Annotated in this window: 16 protein-coding genes; 8 read left to right on the forward strand and 8 right to left on the reverse strand. The window is 64.4% G+C overall.

Features of this window, described 5'->3' with window-relative positions; translation table 11 throughout:
- Positions 1–4: 4 nt before the first annotated feature.
- On the reverse strand, positions 5–1,615 hold the full coding sequence (locus tag HMP06_RS10900) for an MFS transporter (RefSeq protein ID WP_176497109.1): 1,611 nt from the start codon (positions 1,613–1,615) through the stop codon (positions 5–7).
- Positions 1,616–2,293: 678 nt separating this feature from the next.
- Here HMP06_RS10900 and HMP06_RS10905 point away from each other — a divergent pair.
- Positions 2,294–4,528, forward strand: coding sequence for a TonB-dependent receptor (locus HMP06_RS10905; RefSeq protein WP_232089602.1), 2,235 nt, complete (start codon positions 2,294–2,296; stop codon positions 4,526–4,528).
- Positions 4,529–4,545: 17 nt separating this feature from the next.
- A complete protein-coding gene (locus tag HMP06_RS10910) occupies positions 4,546–5,445 on the forward strand; it encodes an MBL fold metallo-hydrolase (RefSeq protein WP_176497111.1) in 900 nt (299 codons plus the stop codon).
- Here the strand turns inward: HMP06_RS10910 and HMP06_RS10915 are convergent.
- Complete coding sequence (locus tag HMP06_RS10915) at positions 5,440–6,552, reverse strand: CaiB/BaiF CoA transferase family protein (RefSeq protein WP_197940682.1); 1,113 nt, start codon at positions 6,550–6,552, stop codon at positions 5,440–5,442. The genes HMP06_RS10910 and HMP06_RS10915 overlap by 6 nt on opposite strands.
- Positions 6,553–6,840: 288 nt before the next feature.
- On the opposite strand from HMP06_RS10915, the gene HMP06_RS10920 reads away from it, so the two are divergent.
- From HMP06_RS10920 to HMP06_RS10945, 6 genes are all read left to right on the forward strand, one after another.
- The gene (locus tag HMP06_RS10920) at positions 6,841–8,025 is read left to right on the forward strand and encodes an iron-containing alcohol dehydrogenase (RefSeq protein WP_232089603.1); all 1,185 of its coding nucleotides are present in this window, start codon (positions 6,841–6,843) and stop codon (positions 8,023–8,025) included.
- On the forward strand, positions 8,022–8,669 hold the full coding sequence (locus tag HMP06_RS10925; protein WP_176497112.1) for a TetR/AcrR family transcriptional regulator: 648 nt from the start codon (positions 8,022–8,024) through the stop codon (positions 8,667–8,669). The genes HMP06_RS10920 and HMP06_RS10925 overlap by 4 nt, the downstream gene beginning before the upstream one ends.
- Positions 8,670–8,707: 38 nt before the next feature.
- Complete coding sequence (locus tag HMP06_RS10930; RefSeq protein WP_232089605.1) at positions 8,708–10,339, forward strand: AMP-binding protein; 1,632 nt, start codon at positions 8,708–8,710, stop codon at positions 10,337–10,339.
- Between the two features lie 106 nt (positions 10,340–10,445).
- Complete coding sequence (locus HMP06_RS10935) at positions 10,446–12,374, forward strand: flavin-containing monooxygenase (RefSeq protein ID WP_176497113.1); 1,929 nt, start codon at positions 10,446–10,448, stop codon at positions 12,372–12,374.
- A 43-nt stretch (positions 12,375–12,417) separates the two neighbouring features.
- Complete coding sequence (locus tag HMP06_RS10940; RefSeq protein WP_176497114.1) at positions 12,418–13,653, forward strand: cytochrome P450; 1,236 nt, start codon at positions 12,418–12,420, stop codon at positions 13,651–13,653.
- A gap of 5 nt (positions 13,654–13,658) precedes the next feature.
- Positions 13,659–14,669: an NADPH:quinone oxidoreductase family protein gene (locus HMP06_RS10945; RefSeq protein ID WP_176497115.1), complete on the forward strand. Its 1,011-nt coding sequence runs from the start codon at positions 13,659–13,661 to the stop codon at positions 14,667–14,669.
- A 94-nt stretch (positions 14,670–14,763) separates the two neighbouring features.
- On the opposite strand, the gene HMP06_RS10950 is transcribed toward HMP06_RS10945, so the two are convergent.
- The 6 genes from HMP06_RS10950 to HMP06_RS10975 all read right to left on the reverse strand — a co-directional run bounded on the left by HMP06_RS10950 (position 14,764) and on the right by HMP06_RS10975 (position 20,913).
- Positions 14,764–15,387 (reverse strand): PRC-barrel domain-containing protein, encoded by a 624-nt coding sequence (locus HMP06_RS10950; RefSeq protein WP_443026479.1) that lies wholly within the window; start codon positions 15,385–15,387, stop codon positions 14,764–14,766.
- 262 nt (positions 15,388–15,649) lie between these two features.
- Positions 15,650–16,267, reverse strand: a complete 618-nt coding sequence (locus HMP06_RS10955; protein WP_176497116.1) for a TetR/AcrR family transcriptional regulator — start codon at positions 16,265–16,267, stop codon at positions 15,650–15,652.
- Complete coding sequence (locus HMP06_RS10960; RefSeq protein WP_176497117.1) at positions 16,264–17,382, reverse strand: MFS transporter; 1,119 nt, start codon at positions 17,380–17,382, stop codon at positions 16,264–16,266. Before HMP06_RS10960 ends, HMP06_RS10955 begins: the two co-directional genes overlap by 4 nt.
- Positions 17,379–18,521 carry a DSD1 family PLP-dependent enzyme gene (locus HMP06_RS10965; RefSeq protein WP_176497118.1) on the reverse strand — a complete coding sequence of 381 codons (1,143 nt, stop codon included), beginning with the start codon at positions 18,519–18,521 and terminating at the stop codon, positions 17,379–17,381. The genes HMP06_RS10960 and HMP06_RS10965 overlap by 4 nt, the downstream gene beginning before the upstream one ends.
- Positions 18,521–19,774 (reverse strand): D-arabinono-1,4-lactone oxidase, encoded by a 1,254-nt coding sequence (locus HMP06_RS10970; protein ID WP_176497119.1) that lies wholly within the window; start codon positions 19,772–19,774, stop codon positions 18,521–18,523. The genes HMP06_RS10965 and HMP06_RS10970 overlap by 1 nt, the downstream gene beginning before the upstream one ends.
- A complete protein-coding gene (locus HMP06_RS10975; protein WP_232089607.1) occupies positions 19,771–20,913 on the reverse strand; it encodes an SO2930 family diheme c-type cytochrome in 1,143 nt (380 codons plus the stop codon). The genes HMP06_RS10970 and HMP06_RS10975 overlap by 4 nt, the downstream gene beginning before the upstream one ends.
- Between the last annotated feature and the right edge of the window lie 17 nt (positions 20,914–20,930).

A 20,930-nucleotide genomic window follows, 5' to 3' on the forward strand; every position in this document is an offset into this window, starting at 1 on the left:
TCGCTTACCTTTGTGCAATCATCTTTTGGAGTGCCGCCAGCTCCTCGGCGAGCGGGTTGATCCCGCGGTATTTGAGCCACGCCCACCGCGTCAGCAGCCATGCCAGCACGAGCAGCGCGAGGACAGAGATCAGCAGGAACACGTCGTTGAAGGCGAGAATGTTGGCCTCCCGCGCAACTTGCTGGCCGAGCAGGGTGATCCCCTGCGTCTGGCTCTGGACCGGATCCCCGAGCGCGCGGGCATAGGCGCCGCCGAGTTGCTGCACCCGCGTCGCGACCAGCGGGTCGCTCAGCACCAGCGATTGCGACAGCGCGTTGGAATGGAATTTCTCGCGCAGGATCTGGAAGCTCCCAAGAAACGCCGCGCCGCCGAGGCCACCGAGCGTCTGCGAGATCGAGAACACCGCGGAGAAGCTGATGATATGGCTCGGCCCTTTGGACAGCGCGCGGAGCAACCCGACCATCATCGTCGGACCAACGAAATAGAGTGCTGCAAAAGCGATCAAAGCCTGGCTCAGATAGAGATTTTCCGGGCGCGTGAGATTGGTCGCGCTCGCGTCCAGATAGGCCCCCACCGCGATGAGGGCGGTAGCGAAGATCACCGGGCGCAGCAGATCGAGCGGATTCAGCAACGCCATGCTGATCGCCAGCCCCGCAACCGATGCGAGCGTGAGCAGCGCATAGAAACCCACCAGCTGGTCGTTCGTCATGCCAACGACGGTGAACAGGCCGAGCGCTCCGAAATTCTGTTCCGAGAGCAAAATTCGAAGCGCCGCGGCGACCGCTGCGAAGCGCAAGACGTCGCGGCTCCCGATCCAGCGGGTGTTGAGCAAGGGGTTGGCCCGGTTATGTTCGATCAGTAACGCCGCGGAAATGAGGATGGTGGCTCCGGCTAGCGCCCACCCGAGCCACGGCGTGCTCCACCAGATGATGCGGCCCTGCGCCAGCACCGCGCACAACAGCGCCATGCCGGGCGCGAACAGCGCAAAGGTCAGGAAATCGAGTGGCTCGAACGCCTCAACCCGCTCGCTGGGCGGCAAGCGCAGCAACGCGACACTGCCAAGACAGGCGAGCGTCAGGCCGAGCTCGAAGACGAACAGGTTCTCGATATCGCCCTGCCCTAATAGGAAAGGCGAAACCACGCGGGCCAACGGCGTCGCGATCTGGCCGAAGCCGACGCCCAGCACGAACCCGCCGAGCCGCTTGGCTGCCGGCATCGCTTGCATGATGTAAAATAAGGCGAGCGTCGACAGGCCGCTCGCCACCACCCCGCTTGCCGCGCGCAGAAACAGCTCGAAACTGTAACTATGGACGAACAATTGCAGCACGTTCAACGCCAGGAACCCTGCGAGCGTGGCGCGGGTGAAGCGCTGAATGCCGAATTGCTGGCGTAGTTTGATGAGCAGCAGACTCATGCAGATGTTGGTCATCGAATAAGCCGCGGTGAGCCAGCCGCCTTCGACCGGCGTCAGGCCCAGCGCACCCTGTATCTGCGGCAGATTGGCGAGCAAGAGGCCATTGAGGAAGCCGCCCGCGACAGCCAGCAGTACGCCGATTGCGAAGTATCCGACACGCCGCCGCATCGGATGCGACGGAGTCGCGGGCGATCCGGGCATGAACGGACGCTCATGCGGCAGGAATTCATGGGGAGGCGCGGGGACGGAAATGCGGACCACCTGTTCTGTTCGGCAGCGTAACAATGTTCGGAACTGCGATTTGTTGCAGCGCGGCGCATCGACGCTGCATGCCGGTCGAGACGCCTAACCGTGACCCGCGACACGAGCGATACCGAGGCTGACCGCAGATATGGCACGCAACCCACTGATATAGCGATCATAGTCCCAGGCTAACGTCGCCCGGGCGCCCGGGTCGCGTGCGCGCCGCGAACTGACCAAAGGTTAGGACGAGGCCGGCAAATTGCACGAGTGGTAGTACCATATTGGTTATTTGCGCAGGATCTCGCCCTTAAGCACTTTGCAAAATGCGATGAGATAGTAGTACCATATAGACTATTTTCGAGAGGGTGGAGGGTTACCCCTGATAAGAGCGCTCTCGCTCGACCATTCTCCTGCCCGGCACGCGCCGGATGATCGGGCACGAAGCTTTGCCAATCCCCGCACCACCGACGCATGCGGTCCTCCGCGCCGCGATCGCATGCCCCCTTGAATACCATCGTAAAGCTAGATATACCGATCAGTATCAGAAGGAGCCACGTGCTTAATCGTGGTCAGATGAGGGGAGTGTCGATGGTAGATCGCCTTTGCTTGGCGCGGTATGCGTCTTTGGCCATGCTAATGGTGCCGAGCCTCGCGTACGCGCAAGCCGCCCCAAGCGCGCCACCCCCCGCTACTGAGGCCTCCGACAAAGACGGCTTCAACGATATCATCGTGACGGCGACGCGCGAGAACACCTCGCTCAGCCGCGTTGCCGCATCGGTCACCGCGCTTTCCGCCGCCGATATCGGTCCGGGTGGCGTTTCCAACATCTCGGACATTCAGGTCGTCGTTCCCAACGTGTCGATCGGCGATCAGTTTGGCGTGAACCGCACCTTCATCCGCGGCGTCGGGCTCAATAATTTCGATGTCGGCGGCGAAGGCGCAGTGGCCTTCCTGCAAAACGGCGCGCTCCTGCCGCGCCCGGCGCAACAGCTCAGCGGTTTCTTCGATCTCGAACAGATCGAAGTCCTGCGCGGACCGCAGTCGATCCTCTACGGTCGCGGCGCGACCGCGGGCGCGATCAACCTCGTCACCGCGCGCCCAAAGGAGGCGCTAGGCGGCTTCTTCCGCGCGACCTACGGCAATTACGACGCGAAGATCCTCGAGGGCGCAATCGGCGGAAGCCTGACGGGCGATGACACGCTGCTGGTGCGCGTTGCCGGGAAGTATGAAAAGCGCGGCGGCTATGGCACTAATCTGTTCACCGGTGCCGCAGTCGATAATCGCGATGCCTACTCCTTGCGCGGGACGATCATCGGCAAGATCAGCCCGGCGGTTAAGGCGACGCTCGTCCTCGACCATTTCAACGAAGACGACAATAATTACGCGTTCCACTATTTCGGCCCATCGGTGGTCCCCGAAAATGCGCTCCCGCACACGCTCCTCGGCGGTCAGACGGTGATCGGCTACTATAAAGCGCGCGGCCAGACGCCGAACCTGCGCAACATCTATTCGGACCAGGAAGCGATCAACCGCCGCAAGGGCTATGGCGCGACCGGCACGCTCGATTTCGATCTTGGCGCGGCGTCGATCAAGACAATCACCGCCTATCGCAGTTTCGACCGTTTCCAGCGCGACGATCTCGATTCCTCGCAGGTGAATCTGGCCGGCCAGAACAATTACGTCGAAAAAAGCCGCTCGATCAGCCAGGAAGTGACCGTCAATTATCAGAGCGGTGCCTTCTCGCTGCTCGGCGGCGCGATGTACTTGAACGAAAAGCTGACCGGTCAGGTGCTCGTGCCCACGACCAATCTCGGGCTGTTGTTCGGCCTGCCTGCCAACACTTTCGACAATGGCGCGTATGAGCAGAATGGCGTCGTGAAGATCGACGCCGTCGGCGTGTACCTCCAAGGCAGCTATGAAGTCAGCCAGGCGGTGAAGCTGACGCTCGGCGCGCGGTACAATTACGAACATCGCAGCGGCAACGGCTATTTCCGCTTCGATGCGATCGGGCTCAACATCCCGACCAATGTCGCGAAGGGCTGGTCGGCGGTCACGCCCAAGGCGCTGGTCGAATATCGCCCGAGTTCGACGACAATGCTCTACGCGAGCGTCACAAAGGGGTTCAAATCGGGCGTGATCAACGTCGGCAGCACCGATCCGGCGATCGATCCCGAAACGGTGTGGAGCTATGAAGCCGGCTTCAAACAGCGCTTCCTGAACAATCGCGTCCGCCTGAGCGGTGCGATCTTCTATTACGATTACAAGAATTTGCAGGTCAGCTTCGTCAACGCGAATAGCATCGTGCAGACGATCAACGCGGCGACCGCGCGCAACTACGGCGGCGAGCTGGAACTCGAGGCGCGCGTCGGCGGTGGCCTGTCGGTCAATGCCAACGCCTCCTACCTCAACGCCAAGTTCACGAAATTCTGCAACGCTTATTACGGTGCCGCTTTCCCGGCGCGCGCGGGCATTTCCTATGCCGCCTGCCCCGGCCAGCCCGGGCTGGTCGATCTGAGCGGCAACCGCCTGCCCAACGCACCGCGCTTCTCGCTTGGCGGCGGCTTCACCTGGGACGTGCCGGTCGGCGAGGGCAAAGTGACGCTGAACGGGGACGGGAAATGGCAATCCAAGGTCTATTTCACCGAGTTCAACAATCGTGATGCCGAGCAGGATGCCTATTTCATGGCGAATATGGGCCTGACCTATCATGCAGCGCGCGACCGCTGGTCGCTGGGTGCGTGGGTCAAGAACATCGGTGACGAGTTCGTGATCGCGAACAACATCATTGCCGCCGCGACCTATCAATTCCCGCGCGTCGGATCGGTGATGCCGCCACGGACCTATGGTGCGACGCTGAGCTTCAACTTCTGACGGTTGGGACAGACACGGTGGACCGCTTTCAAATCGGCAAGATTGCGGTCCACCGGATCGAAGAATGGAGCGGCACCTTCAGCCCGCCGAGCGAACTGTTCCAGGGCTTCCAAGCGGACGATTGGGACCGGCGCGAGCGCGAATTCGTCCCCGAGTATTTCGATCCGGCCTCGGGCAAGCTGGTAGCGTGCCTGCAAAGCTGGGTGCTCGATACCGGCGATCAGCGCATCCTTTTCGATACCGGCGCCGGCAATGACAAGGATCGTCCCGATCTGCCGATCTTCGCGCATCTGCAGACCGATTTCCTCGGCCGCCTCGCCGCCGCCGGCTTTCAGCCTGAGGATATCGACACCGCCGTGTGTTCGCACATCCATGTCGACCATGTCGGCTGGAACACGCGGCTGATCGACGGCGTCTGGCAGCCGACCTTCCGCAACGCGCGCTATGTTCTGCCGATGCGCGACCGCGATTATTGGGACCCGGAGGTCGAGAGCGTCGGCCCGGGCTATGTCGGCACGCTGGTGAATGGCGGCATGTATGAGGATAGCGTGCGGCCGATCCTGGAGGCTGGCCGGGCGGAATGGGCCGATGACGGATTCGAAGTTGCGCCGGGGTTCGTGCTGCAATCGCGGCCGGGCCATACGCCGGGAAGTAGCGTGATGCGCGTTACGTCGGACGGGGTGGAGGCGATGTTCGTCGGCGACGTGGTGCACCACCCCGCGCAAATCTACGCGCCCGAATGGAATAGCGCGTTCTGCGAGGACCAGGACCAGGCGCGCGAGACGCGGCGGCACGTGCTGGGCGAAGCGGCCGACCGCGAGGCGCTGCTGATCCCGGCGCATTTCGGCGGCAGCCATGTCGCGCGCGTGGTGCGCGACGGGACAGGCTTCCGACCGATCTTGTCGCCTGCTTTATAGCCCGGCCGCGTCAATCCCCCAGGCGCGCAAACGCTCTGCCCCACCCTCACCGGCGCGGACGGGTGCCGCGGGCAGCGGCGACGGGGTACGATCGAAGCGCGGCGCCGGGGCAGGCTGCAGCGCCCCTGCCACCGTCACATGGACATTGCGCGCGACATTGGCCGGATGCCGCGTCGCTTCCTCCGGGCTCAGCACCGGACTGAGGCACGCATCGAATGCGGCGAAGTGCGCGATCCAGCTATCGCGGTCGCGCGTCGCGAAGATCGCCTCCAATTGGGCGTTGCGCACCGGCCAGCAGACCGGATCGAGATGATCGCCGAACTCGGCCGGATCGAGCCCGACGCCGCGGATCAACTCGGCATGGAATTGCGGCTCAAGCGCGCCGACCGCGACGAACTTGTCGTCGGCGGTGCGATAGCAGCGATAGAAATAGGCGCTGCCGTCGAGCAGATTGCCGCCGCGCTGCGGCCGCCAGCGCCCCATCGCGGTCCAGGCGAAGATCTGCGTCACGAGCAAAGAGGCCCCATCGACCATCGCGGCATCGACGACCTGACCGCGCCCGCTGACCGAGCGTTCGACCAGCGCCGCGAGCACGCCCACCGTCAGCAACATGCCCCCGCCACCGAAATTGGCGACGTAGTTGATCGGCGGCACCGGCGGCCCGTCGAACGGCCCGATCAGGCTGAGCCCGCCGGTCATCGACAGATAATTGATGTCGTGCCCGGCCTTGTGCGTCATCGGCCCCGACTGGCCCCACCCGGTCATGCGCGCGTAAATCAACCGGGGATTGGCGGCGATCAGGGGCTCCGGACCGAGGCCGAGGCGCTCCATCACGCCAGGGCGGAAGCCTTCGATCAGAATGTCGGCGCGGGTCGCGGCCGCGATCGCCAGCGCCTTGCCTTCGGGCGATTTCAGATCGACCGTGACGGAGGGGCGACCGCGATTGAGGAAATCGTCGCGCTCGTCTCCGCCGCCAAGAGCCTCACCCCGGTGCCGGTCGATCCGCAGTACCTCCGCGCCCATATCGGCGAGCATCATCGCGCCGAACGGCGTGGGCCCCAATCCGGCGAATTCGACCACGCGGATGCCCGCCAGCGGACCGCTCACCGGGCCACCGCGCTTATGCTGCGGGCCAGCCCCGGGCGTTCCGACACGTCACGCGCCCGCACATCAGCGACACGCAATTGCTGATCCATCAGAACTCAATTTGTGGTCCCCCATCGTCACTGCGGACCTATAGTGTGACGAGTCTGAGATAGGGCTACCTGTGGGTATTGCCGCGGTCAAGCTGCGCAAGATCCATTTTGCGAACATCGGTATAAAAATATACTAGCTAGTAGGACGCCTATGTGCATAATGTCCGCAAGACCGCAAAGATATGCGTCGTAGCAGGAGATGACCGTGGCAGACGTGATCCCGAGCCAGATGACCTTTACCGTTACCGAACGCGTGACGATGGGCAAACCGGCGCATGAAGCCGTCCGCGAACAGGCCGAAGTCATGGGCGCGCGGCGGGTCTTCCTGCTGACATCTGACACGCTCCGCCGCGAAACCGACGAAATCACCAAGATCGAGGCCGCGCTCGGCGATCGCCACGCCGGCACGCACAGCGGCATCTCCTCCCACGCCCCGCGTTCCCACGTTCTGGCTGCCGCCGAGGCCGCGCGCGCGGTCGATGCTGATCTGATCGTCGGGATCGGCGGCGGATCGGTTATCGATGCCGGCAAGATCATCCCGCTGCTGCTGAAGCACAATGTCCGCACGGTCGAGGATTTCGAGCCGCTGCGCACCTATGTCGACGACGCGGGCAATGTCATCAATCCGGTCAAGATCGGCCCGGACATCCGCACAATCTGCGTGCCGACGACCTTGTCGGGCGGCGAATTCAACGCACTGTCGGGATCGACCGACGAAGTGACCGCGCACAAGCAAGGCTATGAGCATCGCACGATGGCGCCGATCATGGTCGTGCTTGATCCGGCGATGACCGTGCACACGCCCGAATGGCTGTGGTTGTCGACCGGCGTGCGCTCGGTCGATCATGCGGTCGAGACGCTCGGCTCCAAACTGTCGAACGACTTCGCCGATGGCCTTGCCGACAATGCGCTGCGCCTGCTGGTCGAGGGGCTGTCGCGCACCAAGGCGGATCCGAACGACATGGCAGGGCGGCTGAAGTGCCAGATCGGTGCGTGGCAATCGATGATCTCGATCATCGGCGGCGTGCCGATGGGTGCGAGCCATGCGATCGGTCATATTCTGGGTGGCACCTGCAACGTGCCGCACGGCCACTGTTCGTGCGTGATGGCGCCGTACGTGCTCGAGTGGAATGCCGAGCATGACGACAGCCGTCAGCACCGCATCAACGCCTGTCTCGGCAACACCCATGCCACTGCGGGCGCAAGCCTCGATGCCTTCATCCGTTTGCTCGGGATGCCGCGCACGCTCGGCGAAGTCGGCGTCACCGAAGAGCGCTTCCAGCAAATCGCGGAATATACCATGCTCGACATTTGGGGCCGGACCAACCCGCGTCCGGTGACCCAGCCTGCCGACATCCTGGAAATTCTCAGAAGGGCCGCATGACAAAATCCAGCGCCGCCGCCGCCAGAACGCCGCCGGTTTCCGAACAGAGCGCCCGGGAAATCAAGCCCGGCGTCGTCGCGTTCAAACGCGCGCGGATCCTGGAGGAAGCCAGCGCCCTGTTCTACGAAAAGGGCTATGAATCGGCGACGCTGGAAATGCTCGCCGATCGCCTCAGCGCGACCAAGCCGTTTCTCTACACCTATTTCAAAGGCAAGAGCGCGATCCTGAGCGCGATCTGTGAAGCCGGCGTGCAGGAATCGCTCGCCGCGCTCGACCGGATCGAGGAAATCGAGCGCCAGCCGATCGACCAACTCAAGGCATCGCTGCGTGAAGTCGCCGAGATCATCGTCAAGCGGCACGAATATCTCGTCATCTATCAGCGCGAGATGATGAACCTCGATCGCACTGATGCGCAGCGAATCCTGCGGCTGCGCCACGAATTCGACCTGCGCATCGGCAAGTTGATCGAGGATTGCGTGCGCGACGGATCGGTGAGCGTCGACAATGCGGCGGCGATGTCGGTGTGGATCGGCGGGCTGCTGAGCTGGATCATCCATTGTTATCGTCCGGGCAGCAAACGCTCCGCCGAGACGGTCGTCGATCAGGCGGTCGAAGCCTGTCTGCGACTTGTCGGCCTGGCGTGACGGCCACCGGGGCACGCACTTTTCGGGAGGCAGAGACTGTGACGACGACCCTGGCGCGTCCGCGCGACTTTAGCGATCCGCGCATTCCCAATCGCGACGAATGCGTGCTGCGCTATCTGGTCGATCGCTGGGCAAGCGAACGGCCCGACAAGACCCACGTCATCTTCGAAGATGGCGAGGAATGGAGCTATGCCGAGCTGCGCCGCCGCGTCATCGACAAGGCTGCGGGGCTGGAAAAGCTCGGCGTGCGGCAAGGCGATTATGTCGCGGCCTGGCTGCCGAGCGGGCGCGACGCGCTGATCGCTTTCTATGCGATCAATTATCTCGGCGCGATCTTCGTGCCGTTCAACACTGCGTACCGCGGCAATCTGCTGGCGCATGTCGTCGCCAATTCCGGTGCCAAGGTGATGATCGTGCATCCCGATCTGGTCGAGCGGCTGGGCGAGATCGATCGCGCCGATCTGCAACAGCTCGTCATCGTGACAAACGGCGTGGCGCCCGACATCGGATTGCCGGTGGTGCGCTTCGACGCGATCGGCGGGGACACGCTCGCCCCGCTGGACCGCCCGATTGAGCCGTGGGACATCCAGTCGATCATCTACACCTCGGGCACGACCGGCCCGTCCAAGGGCGTTTTGTCCTCCTATCTCCACATGTTTTCGAATGCCGGACCGGAATCCTGGCCGATGGTTGGGGAGGATGACCGCTACATGTGCGTCGCGCCGATCTTCCATATCGGCGGCATGGGCCCGCCGTTCGTGATGCTCGCGCGCGGCGCGTCGGTCGCGCTGATCGAATCCTTTTCGACCGAGCGTTTCTGGGACATCGCACGGCAAACCAAATCCACCGTGGTGTTCCTGCTGGGGGTAATGGCGACCTTCCTGATGAAGCGCGCGCCCGGCCCGGAAGACCGTAACCACAGCGTCCGCGCCGCCTTCATGGTGCCGCTGACCGACGACGCGCCGGCCTTCACCGAACGCTTCGGGATCGACATCTACACGATCTTCAACATGACCGAGATTTCGTCGCCGATCGTGTCGGAGGCCAATCCGGTCAAGCGCGGGACGTGCGGCAAGGTGCGGCCGCATGTCGAAGTGCGGCTGGTCGATCGCAACGATTGCGAGGTGCCGGTCGGCGCGATCGGCGAGATGCTGGTCCGTACCGATCGGCCCTGGGCGATGAACAGCGGCTACAACCGCAACCCACAAGCGACCGCCGAGGCCTGGGCCAACGGCTGGTTCCACACCGGCGACGCCTTCCGCCGCGACGAGGACGGCTATTTCTATTTCGTCGATCGGGTGAAGGACGCGATCCGACGGAGGGGCGAGAACATCTCGTCGTTCGAGGTCGAGGTCGAGGTGTGCGCGCATCCTGACGTGCGCGAAGCCGCCGCGATCGCGGTGCCGAGCGAATTTTCCGAGGATGAGGTGATGGTGGTCGTGGCTCCCGTGCCGGGCCGCACAATCAATCATGAGGAACTCGCCGTGTTCCTGATGCGCGAGATGCCGTATTTCATGGTGCCACGCTACATCCGCATCCTGCCCGAATTGCCCAAGACGCCCTCGGCTAAGGTGCTCAAGGGCGATCTGCGCAAAGAAGGCATCACGCACGACACGTGGGACCGGGAAAAAGCCGGGATGCGCATCCGCCGAGAGGTGTTTTCAAGCTGATCGCGCGGCGCTCACGCGGTCAATCCAATTGATTTTAGCTACCATATAGTAGTTATTTAATATCGACGGTAAGAGTTTCGCCGTCGGTGCCATGTCAGGAAAAACGATGACGGCAAAGGAAGTTAGCGGCCCATCCTCGGGCGAAGAGCTTGATCCGGTCCGGCTGCGGCAGGGGATCGACGCGGCGAACGTCCCGGCGTTACTGATGTGTCTGGTGCAACTGACCGGCGATCCGGCGTGGCTTACGGGTCCGTTCGTCCCGCGCCGTGGGCGGGGATTAGACGACAATGATAGCGGCGGGCTGAGCGACGAAATCCAGCGCACGATTCGCGATGCGGCTTATGACGCCATCCTGGCCTGGTCCGCCGGCGCTCCGCTGGCATTACCGCGCCCCAGCAATGCCGAACTTGCCGCGATGCTCGGCATCGCCATGTGCGAGCCGGTGCCCGAGGATTATGGCGATGTCGTCGCGTTTTCGATGCAACTCGATCCCCCCGCCCGGCCCGCGCCGCCCAAGCCCGGCATGACGGCGATCGTTATCGGCGGCGGCATTTCGGGCATCTGTGCGGGCATCGAACTCAGCCGCGCCGGGATCGACTATGCGATCTTCGAAAAGAATGCGGATTTCGGCGGAACGTGGTGGGAAAATCGCTATCCCGGCTGCGGCGTCGATACGCCCAATCTGACCTATACTTTTTCATGCAAGCCGGCCGACTGGTCGCAATATTTCCCGCTGCAGGGCGAGATCGAAGCCTATCTGCTCGACACCGCGCGCAGCTTCGGCCTGTACGACCACGCGCACTTCGGCACCAAGGTCGATCGCGCCGAGTGGATCGCCGCCGACAGCAAGTGGCGTGTCACCACCACCAACGGTGACGGCGTCACCGAAACGCATGTCGCGGATATCGTGATGAGCGCGGTCGGGATCCTCAACATCCCGAAATATCCGCACATCCCCGGCCTCGACAGCTTCACTGGGGAGGTGCTGCACACCTCAGCCTGGCGCGACGATGTCGATCTCTCCGGCAAACGGGTTGCCGTGGTCGGCAATGGCGCGTCGGGGATGCAGGTCGCCCCCGCAATCGCCGATCAGGTCGCCGAAATGACGATCTTCGCCCGATCGAAACAATGGATCGCGCCCTTCCCGCAATTCCGTAAAGCGGTGCCGGAGGGCGTTCGCTATTTGATGCGCGCGTTCCCGCTATACCGTCACTGGGTCGAGCAGCGGCTGTCCTGGACCTTCAACGACCGCGTCCACGGCACCTTGACCCGCGATCCCGACTGGACCGATCCGACGCGATCGATCAACGCGGTCAATGATGGGCACCGGCAGTTCTTCACCAAATATTATGAGGAGCAATTGGGCGACCGGCAGGATCTGCTGCCACTGGTGTTACCCGATTACCCGCCCTTCCTGAAGCGGATGCTGCTCGACAATGGCTGGTTCCGCACGCTGCGCAAACCGCATGTGCGGCTGATCCCGGAGCATCTCGCCGAAGTGCGCGGCGACACGCTCGTCGCGGCATCGGGCGAGGAAGTGAAGGCCGACGCCATCATCCTGGCGACCGGGTTCCAAACGACCAATGTGCTCGGCTCCTATGACGTGATCGGTCGCGATGGTCTCGTCCTGCGCGACGTGTGGGACGGCGACAATGCGTCGGCCTATCTCGGGACGCTGGTGCCCGGCTTCCCCAATTTCTTCATTCTATTGGGGCCTAACGTCGGTGCCGGACATGGCGGCAGCATGATCCGCAACATCGAGAACCAGGCGCATTATGCGATGCGGATCATCGATTCGCTTATGACGCACGACGCCGCCTCGGTCGAAGTGCGCGACGACGTGTATCGCAGCTATGTCGCCAAGCTCGATGCCGCGCATGAGAAGCTCGTTTGGACACATCCCGGGGCCGAGAATTGGTATCGCAATTCGCGCGGGCGGATCATCGCGATAACGCCGTGGCGCAACGATGCCTTCTGGCGAATGACGCGGCAGGCCGACCCAGAAGACCTGAATTTCGCAGCCGCCGCAAGCTGATCGAGCCTGGGGTCGCATCACCGGGCAAAGGAGAGACAGGACCATGACCGATACCGCCGAGATCGCGCCGTTCGACCCTTCCCTGCCCGCGCTGATTACCAATCCGTATCCGATCTTTGCGGACCTCCGCGAGAACGACCCGTTCCATTGGTCGAAGCTCGGTTACTGGGTGGTGTCGCGCTACGATCATGTTCGCGAAGTGCTGATGAACCGCAAGGACTTTGGCACCGGTGACTTCGCGGAAAACCTGAAGCTGTTCTACGGCCCAGATTTCGACGTGTTGGATAATTCCGGCTATCGTTGGCTGTCCGAGGTGTTCATCGCGCAGGACCCGCCCCAGCACACGCGGATCCGCGGGCTCGTCACCGGCTCGCTCACTGCGAAGCGGGTGCGCGCACTCGAGCCGCGCATTCGGGAAATCTGTCAGGAACTCACCGACGCCTTCATCGCCGACAAGCAGGCCGAGCTGATGACGCAGTTCGCCTATCAATTGCCAGTCATGGTCATCTGCGAACTGATGGGGATCGACTATCAAACCCCCAAGATGGCGGGATTGATCGCAGCGATCCCGGAAGCCTTCGTCGTGTTCGAAGCGCGAAAGCTGACCGAGCAGGAACTCGCTACCGCCAACCGCCGGATCGACGAACTGGAGGCCTTCTTCCTCGCGGAGTTTGAGGACCGGCTGGCCAATCCGCGCGACGATTTGCTGACTGCACTCGCGCAGACCGGCGAAGCCCCCGACGGATTGAGCGTCCATGAAGCGACCACGGTGGCGATCGCCTTGTTCGGCGCCGGGTTCGAGACCACCGCCAACATCATCGGCAACGGGCTGTACCTGCTGCGCCGCCATTCCGACCAATGGGACCGCCTCGTCGCCGATCCGACGGGCCTTGCCGCATCGACCAACGAAGAAGTGCTGCGCTACGAAAGCTCGCTGGTCGCGACCTATCGCACTGCGCTGAACGACACGACGATTGCGGGACACCCGGTCACTGCGGGGCAGCGCGTGCTGGCGCTGGTCGGCGCAGCGAATCGCGATGGCCGCCAATTCGCCGAACCCGAGCGGTTCGACATCGCGCGGGGTGCCGCCGACCATATGTCCTTCGGCGGCGGCATCCATTTCTGCGTGGGGGCCGAGCTGGCCCGAATCGAGGGGCGGATCGCGTTCGAGCATCTTGCCAGCGTGCTGCCCGGTCTGGAGGTCGATCTCGACACGGCGACGTGGCGCGAGAATTTCCTGTTCCGCGGGCTGACGCGGCTCGAGGCGCATTGGGACTGACGCCGATGGCTGTGCCGACCATGCTCGCCCTCACCAGCGACGCGCTGGGCCGGCCCGAGGCTTATGATTTTCGGCATGTGCCGGTGCCCGAACCTGGCGAAGGCCAAGTGCGGCTGCGCGTCGAGGCGGTCGCGCTCGGCTATGTCGATGCGCTGATCGCAGCGGGAGGCTATCAGCACCGGCCCGCGCCGCCTTATGTGCCCGGCGCGGAGATCGTCGGCGTGGTCGATCGGGTGGGCCCGAACGTGTCCGGCGTCGCCGTCGGACGGCGTGTCGCAAGCTGGCAATTGCTCGCCGGCGGCGGACTGGCCGAGTTCGCGCTTGCCCCCGCCGATGCCCTGATTCCGGTCCCTGATTACCTGTCGTCCGTCGTCGCGGCATCCATGCTGCTCGATCATCTGACGGCTTGGTACGCGCTGTTCGATCGTGGTGGCTTGAAAGCCGGCGAGAGCGTGCTGGTTCTAGGGGCCGGCGGGGGCATCGGTAGCGCTGCGGTACAGCTCGCCGCGAAAGCCGGCGCACGCGTGATTGCGGCCGCGGGGACACCGCTCAAGCGCGACTATGCCACCGCGCTCGGGGCCGAGTTCGCGATCGACTATCGCGCACCCGACTGGCGCGACACGCTGCGCGCGACGCTTGGGGGGGCGGTCGATCTGGTGTTCGATCCGGTGGGTGGTGCCAGTTTCGAACCGGCGTTCCGGTCGCTGGCAAAGAACGGACGCCACCTCATCCTGGGCTTTGCCGGCGGCGATGTGCCCAAACTTCCCGCCAATCTCCCGCTGCTGAAGAACGGCGCGCTGATCGGCGTCGATGCACGGCATCTGTTCGAAAGCGATCTCGAGCGCGCGATGGCGATCTGGAGCGCGATGTTCGCGCAGGCCGCCGACGGCGACCTGCCGCCCCGATTGCTCCGGTCCTACACACTGGCGCAAGCCAGGCCGGCCTTGACCGCGCTCGTACAGCGTGACGCCGTCGGCAAGGTCGTCGTCGTCGCTGCGGGTGTTCGGACGGCATGAAGCGAAATGGTTCACCCCCACTGAACTTGTAGCAATGCCCGATGCCTTTGGAGAGCGCGGAGGGAGGATCGCTAAAGCACGATAAAAAATCGTTTTATGTGCTGGCGACCCTAATGTTTTCCGCACTTTTTCCTTGCGGGCGCTGATCCGAGACGTTCGCAGGCCAGTCCCCGGCGGGCAGCGGGGGCAGCGCATCGAACGCGCGCCGCGACAGGCCGAGGTCGAGCTGATCGCAGCCGAACGTGATCTGATCCCGCGGCACCGAGCGCAACTCCTCGGCAATCCCGCCAAGTCCGCCGGTCGCGACCACGACATAGCTGACGACGCCGGTCTCGCACTCGATCAGCGCCTCTACCGCCTTCCCAACATCGTCCCCCTGCACGTCCCGTGCCGTCATGCCCGCGATTCCCGTCGCGGTGAACAGTGACGGTACGGCCGCGCGGCGGCTCTTGCTCTTGGCTGACTGGCCACCATCCTCATACGCACGCTGCCGCCCCAGCCACCGCCAGATCCCAACAAAATTCACAAGAGTCAGGAAGATGTTGGTTGCGACAAGATTGGTCTGCCCGGTCGACAGGCCGACGATCGACCAGCATACCGACCCGAGCGTGAACACGACAAAGCCCCAGCCGGTAACCCGCGCGCCGAGATTCGCCGCCGTCATCATCGCAGCAATCATCGTGGCGACCGGTGCAATCCATCCTGCGATATCGGACACGAGCGTTTCCTAAAGGTTGGCGTCCATGGCGCCGGTATGTCGTCATCAGGCCGAGATTGGGGGCTGCGCGACCCCTTATAGGCAGAGTCCGCCGCGCCCCATTCCACACCTTTCGCCCCAACACCCGAGCCGATCACGCGTTCCATCTGCGCCGCCGCGATCCGCCCGGCGACGGGGATGCCGGGGCGTTTGGCACGTTGCAGGGCCGCAAGGCGTTGGTGACCGGCGGCGCTTCACGAAACGGCTGCGCGGTGGTGCAGGCTCAATCGGCGAGATCGATCCGAAGCAAAGTTGCAACCTGCTTGAAGGCGCGTTCGGGGGCGATGCGATCCTCTTCCCGCAGCATTTCATCGACGGCAAAACCGAGCTCGACCGCCAGCCGCAGGCGTTGCCACAAATCGCTACGATCCACATGCGGAAGGTGCCGCGCATAAGCCGCGACGAGCTGATCGGTGACATACCGGTGCGATTCGAGGCGGACATGCACCAGTTGCGGCGTGGCATGCAGCGCGCGCAGGATCCAGACGGCACCCGGCTCGGATTGCGTCACTGCGGCGGTTTCGCGTAGCAATTCCTCGATCCCGTCGCGTAACGCCGCCACGCCGTGCTCGGCATGGCGCGCGATCCACTGTTCGAGCACGACGTTCTGCCGCGCCATAAGACGCCGTCCGAGTGCCTCCAGCACGGCATATTTCCCGTCGAAATAGCGGTACAGTGCGGGCGGCGTCAGCCCGGCGCGCGCGCAGATCATGTTGGTCGAAATGCGGTCGATCCCGACCTCGGCCAGCAGAGTGCCCGCGACATCGAGCAAGCGCTCATAGGTCGCGTGGGCGCGCTCCTGCTTGGGTTGCGAGCGTTTCGAGACAAAGGGCGTCGTCATGCGTCGGCGCTATGACGCACCGATCCCGCGGCCACCAGCGCCAACACCGCCGTGCCGAGGCAGATCGCGCCGAACAGCAGAACCGGCGTGACGGTGCGATCCGCGATCAATCCGCTTGCAAGCAGCGGGCCGAGGCTCGATCCCACCAATTGCGCGCCCCCGATCAACATCGCGGCCCGCCGGGTTGGATCGGCGGCGATGACGAGCGGCACCTGGAACGGCAGCGCGAACAGCCACAGGAAGCCGAACACGGCGCTCGCCACGACGAACAAGCCGGAAGGCGCCCACGCCATCGCCGCGAGCAATCCGAGATTGAGTCCGCCCACGCACAGGATCGTGGTGCGTGGCGGCAGACGCCCCGCCAATACGGTCGCAGCGCCAGCGCCGATCACTTGCATCGCCAGCGATAGCGGCACGATCAGGTACACCGTCTGCATCGGCACGCCGCGCTGCAACGCCAACGGTTCGACATAGACCCAGATTGCAACGATGAACGCGAGGTAGAGAAGGACGCCGACCAAAGCGAGTAGCCCGCGACTGTGCGGTAGCGTCCCGGATTCCGCGTCCCCGCCGCTGGCCGCGTGCGCATCCGGCATCCACCGCAACGCGAGAATGCCAGCGAGCGTCACTGCCCCAAGCGTGCCAAACCCAAAGGTGCTGCTCGCTGCAAACAGGCCGAGAATGCTGGCCAGCGCGCATTGGACGAGCGTCTGTAGCGCAAGGTAGATTCCCGACCAGCGCTCGGGCCGCGCGGTGCCGACGATGAAGCCGATTGCGATCCAGACCAGTACGCCCTCCCCCAGACCGGCGGCAATCCGGGCGGCGAAAATGCCGCCGTCGCTGCACAGCGGCGTGGCAAGATCGAGCAGCCCGGTTGCCAGCAGCGCGCAAAACGCGATCGCGCGCAGTCGGTGCGCTGGCAGGATGAAGCTCGCAGCGCCCGCTGCGATCCCCATCGCCAGCAGCTCGACCGTGGCGAGGCCGCCCAGCGCCGCGACCGAAAGACGACCTTCCAACGCCAGCGCGCCAAGCAATTGCGGCTGCAACCCGGCGATCAGCACGCCGATCACGCCGACGGCCAGAATGGCCGCGACGTGACCGGCGCGCCCCGTCACCGTGCGCGTCCGCGCGCGCTGACCGGCCAGATCTCGACCAGCGTGCCGTCCTGGACGACATGATAATGGTCATAGAGGTTCACGGTCGGGTCGCAGTGCGGAACGGTCAGGCTGACCAGGTCGCCCGGACGCAGCGCCAGGCCGATCCCCGGCGCGACGAGCGCGGCATGTTCATCCCCCATGAAGATGACCATCGTCTCGGGCGCTGCGCCGCTGCGCACCTGCGCCGCCCCACCGTCGGTCGACAGCGACTTGAACCCGGCATCGATCGTGACCAGCGCGTCGTGATTGGCGCTGACCACGCGCGCATCGACCGCAAGCGACGGTTCGAACGGCGCGGTACCGTCGCCGGTCAGGTCGCAATCGAGATATTGCTTGTCCATGAAGACATACGAACCGGCCTGAAGTTCGGTGAAGACCCCGAGTTCGAGATCGATACGATGCGTGCCCGTGCCTGATCCGGTCACGATTTCGGGCGGGTAGCCCGCCTCGGTCAGCGCGGCGATGACGCGCGACAGATAAGCGGTCCGCTCGACGATCGCGGCATGGCGCGCGGCATAATCCTCGACATGCTGCTGTATCCCGCAATAATATTGCACGCCGCGCAGCGTGATATTGTCGCACGCCGCAATCGCCTCGGCGAGTGCGACCGCCGCCTCGGGCGAGGCGACGCCGGTGCGCCGGATGCCGGGGTCGATGTCGATCACAACATCGAGCGTCGTACCCGCTTCGGCGAGCGCGTGCTGCATCCGCGCGACGACGCCGGGGTCATCGACCGCCGCCATCAGCCCCGCGCTGCGGCCGGCCAGCGCCGCCAGCCGCACGATTGCCGCCGGTGCCGCGACGGGCGAGGTAATCAGCAGCCCGAGGATGCCACCATCGGCGAACACCTCTGCCTCGCCGATCTTGGCACAGCACACACCGACCGCGCCGCGCGCGATTTGGCGGCGCGCGATATCGACGCTCTTGTGCGTCTTGCCGTGCGGCCTGAGCGCGATGCCCTGCGCCGCAGCCAGCGCCTGCATCGCCGCGATGTTGGCATCGAGTTGATCGAGGTCGAGCACCAGCACCGGCGTGTTGAGCGCGGCGCGCGAACCCTGTTGGCCGATCAGGTGGCTGTGCAGTTGGAGGTCGTCCATCAGGAAAACAGCTCCGCCAGATGGGGGTTGAGGAACTTGCCCGCGGGATCGACCGTCCGCCGCACTTCGCGATAGCGCTCAGCCATCGGATACAGCGTGTCGACGTCGCCGCGCGCGAGCGTGTGCCGCTTGGCCCAATGCGGCCGTCCGCCAGCGGCGCGGAAAATCGCCTCCGCCTCGGCGAAGGTCTTGCGCCACGGCATCTTGGCGTATTGATGCATCGAGATCGCCGCCACCGGCCCGGCATTCATCGGGCTCATCCAGATATCGTCCGGCGCCACGACGCGAAACTCGAACGGGAAGGATATCGGCAGCCGCTTGCGACGGATCCAGCCGACCACTTCCTCGAGCGCGTCGAGTCCGACCGCGCGCGGCATCTCATATTCCATTTCCTCAAACCGGATCGTGCGGTCGGACGGAAAGATCGCATGCGCCGGGCCGCGTCGGTTGCCGTTCATCTCGGTCTTCATCATCAACCGCTGGAGCGTCGGGATAAGCGGCGGGATCAGCGCGCCGACATTGAGCACGCGACGAAACGTCGCTTCCTCCATATCGGTGGTAGAGGGCGGCGGATCGCACGGATCGGTGAGGTCGAGCGTCTTGAGGATCACGCTGTCGGCGTGCGGGAAGAACCAGAATTCCACGTGCCGGTGAGCCTTGACCAGATCGTCATAGCATTCGCGGATTTCGTCCCACGGCTTCTTCTCGATCCGCTCCGACAGGTGGAATGCCGGCACCACCTCCGCGACGATCTCGGTCGCCACGCCGAACAGGCCGAGGGAGAGCCGCTGCGCCTGGAAAAGGTCGGGATTGGTCTCGGCATCGCACCACACCGCCGCGCCGTCCGCGCCGATCAGGCGGAACCCACGCGCGAACGTCGCCAGGTTGCCGAGTTCGTGGCCGGTGCCATGCGTGCCGGTCGCCATCGCCCCGGCGAGCGACTGCGGGTTGACGTCGCCCTGGTTGGCCAGCGCCAGCCCGGCATCGAACAACGCGGCGGTGAGCTTCTTGATGCTCCACCCCGCCGGGATGCGCGCGGTGCGGCGGTCCGGTGCCACGGTCAGCGTGCCTTGCAGCTCCTCAAGGCTGACGATGACACCGTCCGTCTCGCACAGCGGCATGAACGAATGGCCCGCGCCCACCGCACGCACGCTGCTGGCACCGCGGATCGCCTCCGCCAGCGCCGCCTCGCTGGTCGGGCGCAACACCGGCGCGCTCGCCCGCACGCTGCCGGACCAGTTCGACCAGCTCATCTCGAGGCCAACTTGGTGCCGTCATCCGCGTCGCACGCGCCCTTCAGCGTCTTGATATAGCGGATCACCAGTTCGAGCCCTTCCTTGTGCGCGAGATTGCGGCCGAGCTCGGGCATCATCGCGCCGGGATCGGTGCTGGCCATCCGATAGGGCAGGATCGAGCGATCAGGTTGGCCCGGCACGATATCGAAGGGGCGATCGCCAGTGCCGCGCCCGGCGGCAACGGGCGGCTTGCACATGCCGAGCACGCGCGGGTCGACCGTCTTCGCGTCGAGCCACAGGCCGGACGTGCGCGCTGCGCCCTGCTGGTTGTGGCAATGGCTGCAATTGATATCGAGATAGGAACGCGCCTCAGCCGCGCTACCGGCCGTGTCGTCGTGCCAATCGCCATTGCGCGGCGCGCCCTGCCCCGGCACCCCGGTCAGATAGCCCAGCGCCGCCAGTCGCCTGAGCTGGTTGATCTCGCCCCCCTCGCCCGGAAAATCGCGGTTCAAATGGCGTGCCTTAAGGCCGATCGGATTGGTCGCGCGGGTGCGGTAATCCTGCGCATGGCATCCGGCGCACTGGTTCTGGTTGGGCACGGTATAGGTGAACGCATCCCGGCGCGCGCCGTCGACCAGGGTCAGCGGCATATCGGCACCGGTGCGCTCGAGCGTGGCATCGCTGCCCGCGGCATTCCACACATAAGGCAACGCCACCCAGCCGGCCGCGCGCTTCACCAGCAGCCGGGTTTCGATCAGCCGGACATGGCGCAAATCCAACCCGCTCACGCCATTCTGGTAACTGGCCGGCGTGACCTTCAACACCTCGCCGCTGGTCTGCGGTACCGCGGCGCTGGCGGGCGTTGAATAATAGAAGGTCTTGGTGACGATCGTGCCGACCGGGAAGTCGAACCATTGGTCCGCATCATATTTCGCCGCGTTGCCCTTGGGCATCCAGATCGTGCGCCATTTTTGCGCATAATCACTGAACAATGGCGCGTTCAGTTCATAGGTGACCAGCCCGGCGCGCGGCGCAATCCGACCGTCGGCGAGCATGAACAGGCCCCAGTCGGAAAGTTTCGCGGGATTGTCGTCGGCATGGAAGGTTACGGCACGCGGGGCGGTGCTGCACGCGCCGATGAGGAGCGCGACGAGCAACACGCCACATCGCGTCA

This window comes from Sphingomonas sp. HMP6, from assembly GCF_013374095.1.
GTDB lineage: Bacteria > Pseudomonadota > Alphaproteobacteria > Sphingomonadales > Sphingomonadaceae > Sphingomonas.

Bases quoted from the DNA above. Each gene is read 5' to 3' on its own strand.
- HMP06_RS10920 (WP_232089603.1), top strand. From the start codon at position 6,841: ATGACCGTGGCAGACGTGATCCCGAGCCAGATGACCTTTACCGTTACC.
- HMP06_RS10900 (WP_176497109.1), bottom strand. From the start codon at position 1,615: ATGCCCGGATCGCCCGCGACTCCGTCGCATCCGATGCGGCGGCGTGTC.
- HMP06_RS10945 (WP_176497115.1), top strand. From the start codon at position 13,659: ATGGCTGTGCCGACCATGCTCGCCCTCACCAGCGACGCGCTGGGCCGG.
- HMP06_RS10970 (WP_176497119.1), bottom strand. From the start codon at position 19,774: ATGAGCTGGTCGAACTGGTCCGGCAGCGTGCGGGCGAGCGCGCCGGTG.
- HMP06_RS10925 (WP_176497112.1), top strand. From the start codon at position 8,022: ATGACAAAATCCAGCGCCGCCGCCGCCAGAACGCCGCCGGTTTCCGAA.
- HMP06_RS10965 (WP_176497118.1), bottom strand. From the start codon at position 18,521: ATGGACGACCTCCAACTGCACAGCCACCTGATCGGCCAACAGGGTTCG.
- HMP06_RS10935 (WP_176497113.1), top strand. From the start codon at position 10,446: ATGACGGCAAAGGAAGTTAGCGGCCCATCCTCGGGCGAAGAGCTTGAT.
- HMP06_RS10940 (WP_176497114.1), top strand. From the start codon at position 12,418: ATGACCGATACCGCCGAGATCGCGCCGTTCGACCCTTCCCTGCCCGCG.
- HMP06_RS10955 (WP_176497116.1), bottom strand. From the start codon at position 16,267: ATGACGACGCCCTTTGTCTCGAAACGCTCGCAACCCAAGCAGGAGCGC.
- HMP06_RS10905 (WP_232089602.1), top strand. From the start codon at position 2,294: ATGGTGCCGAGCCTCGCGTACGCGCAAGCCGCCCCAAGCGCGCCACCC.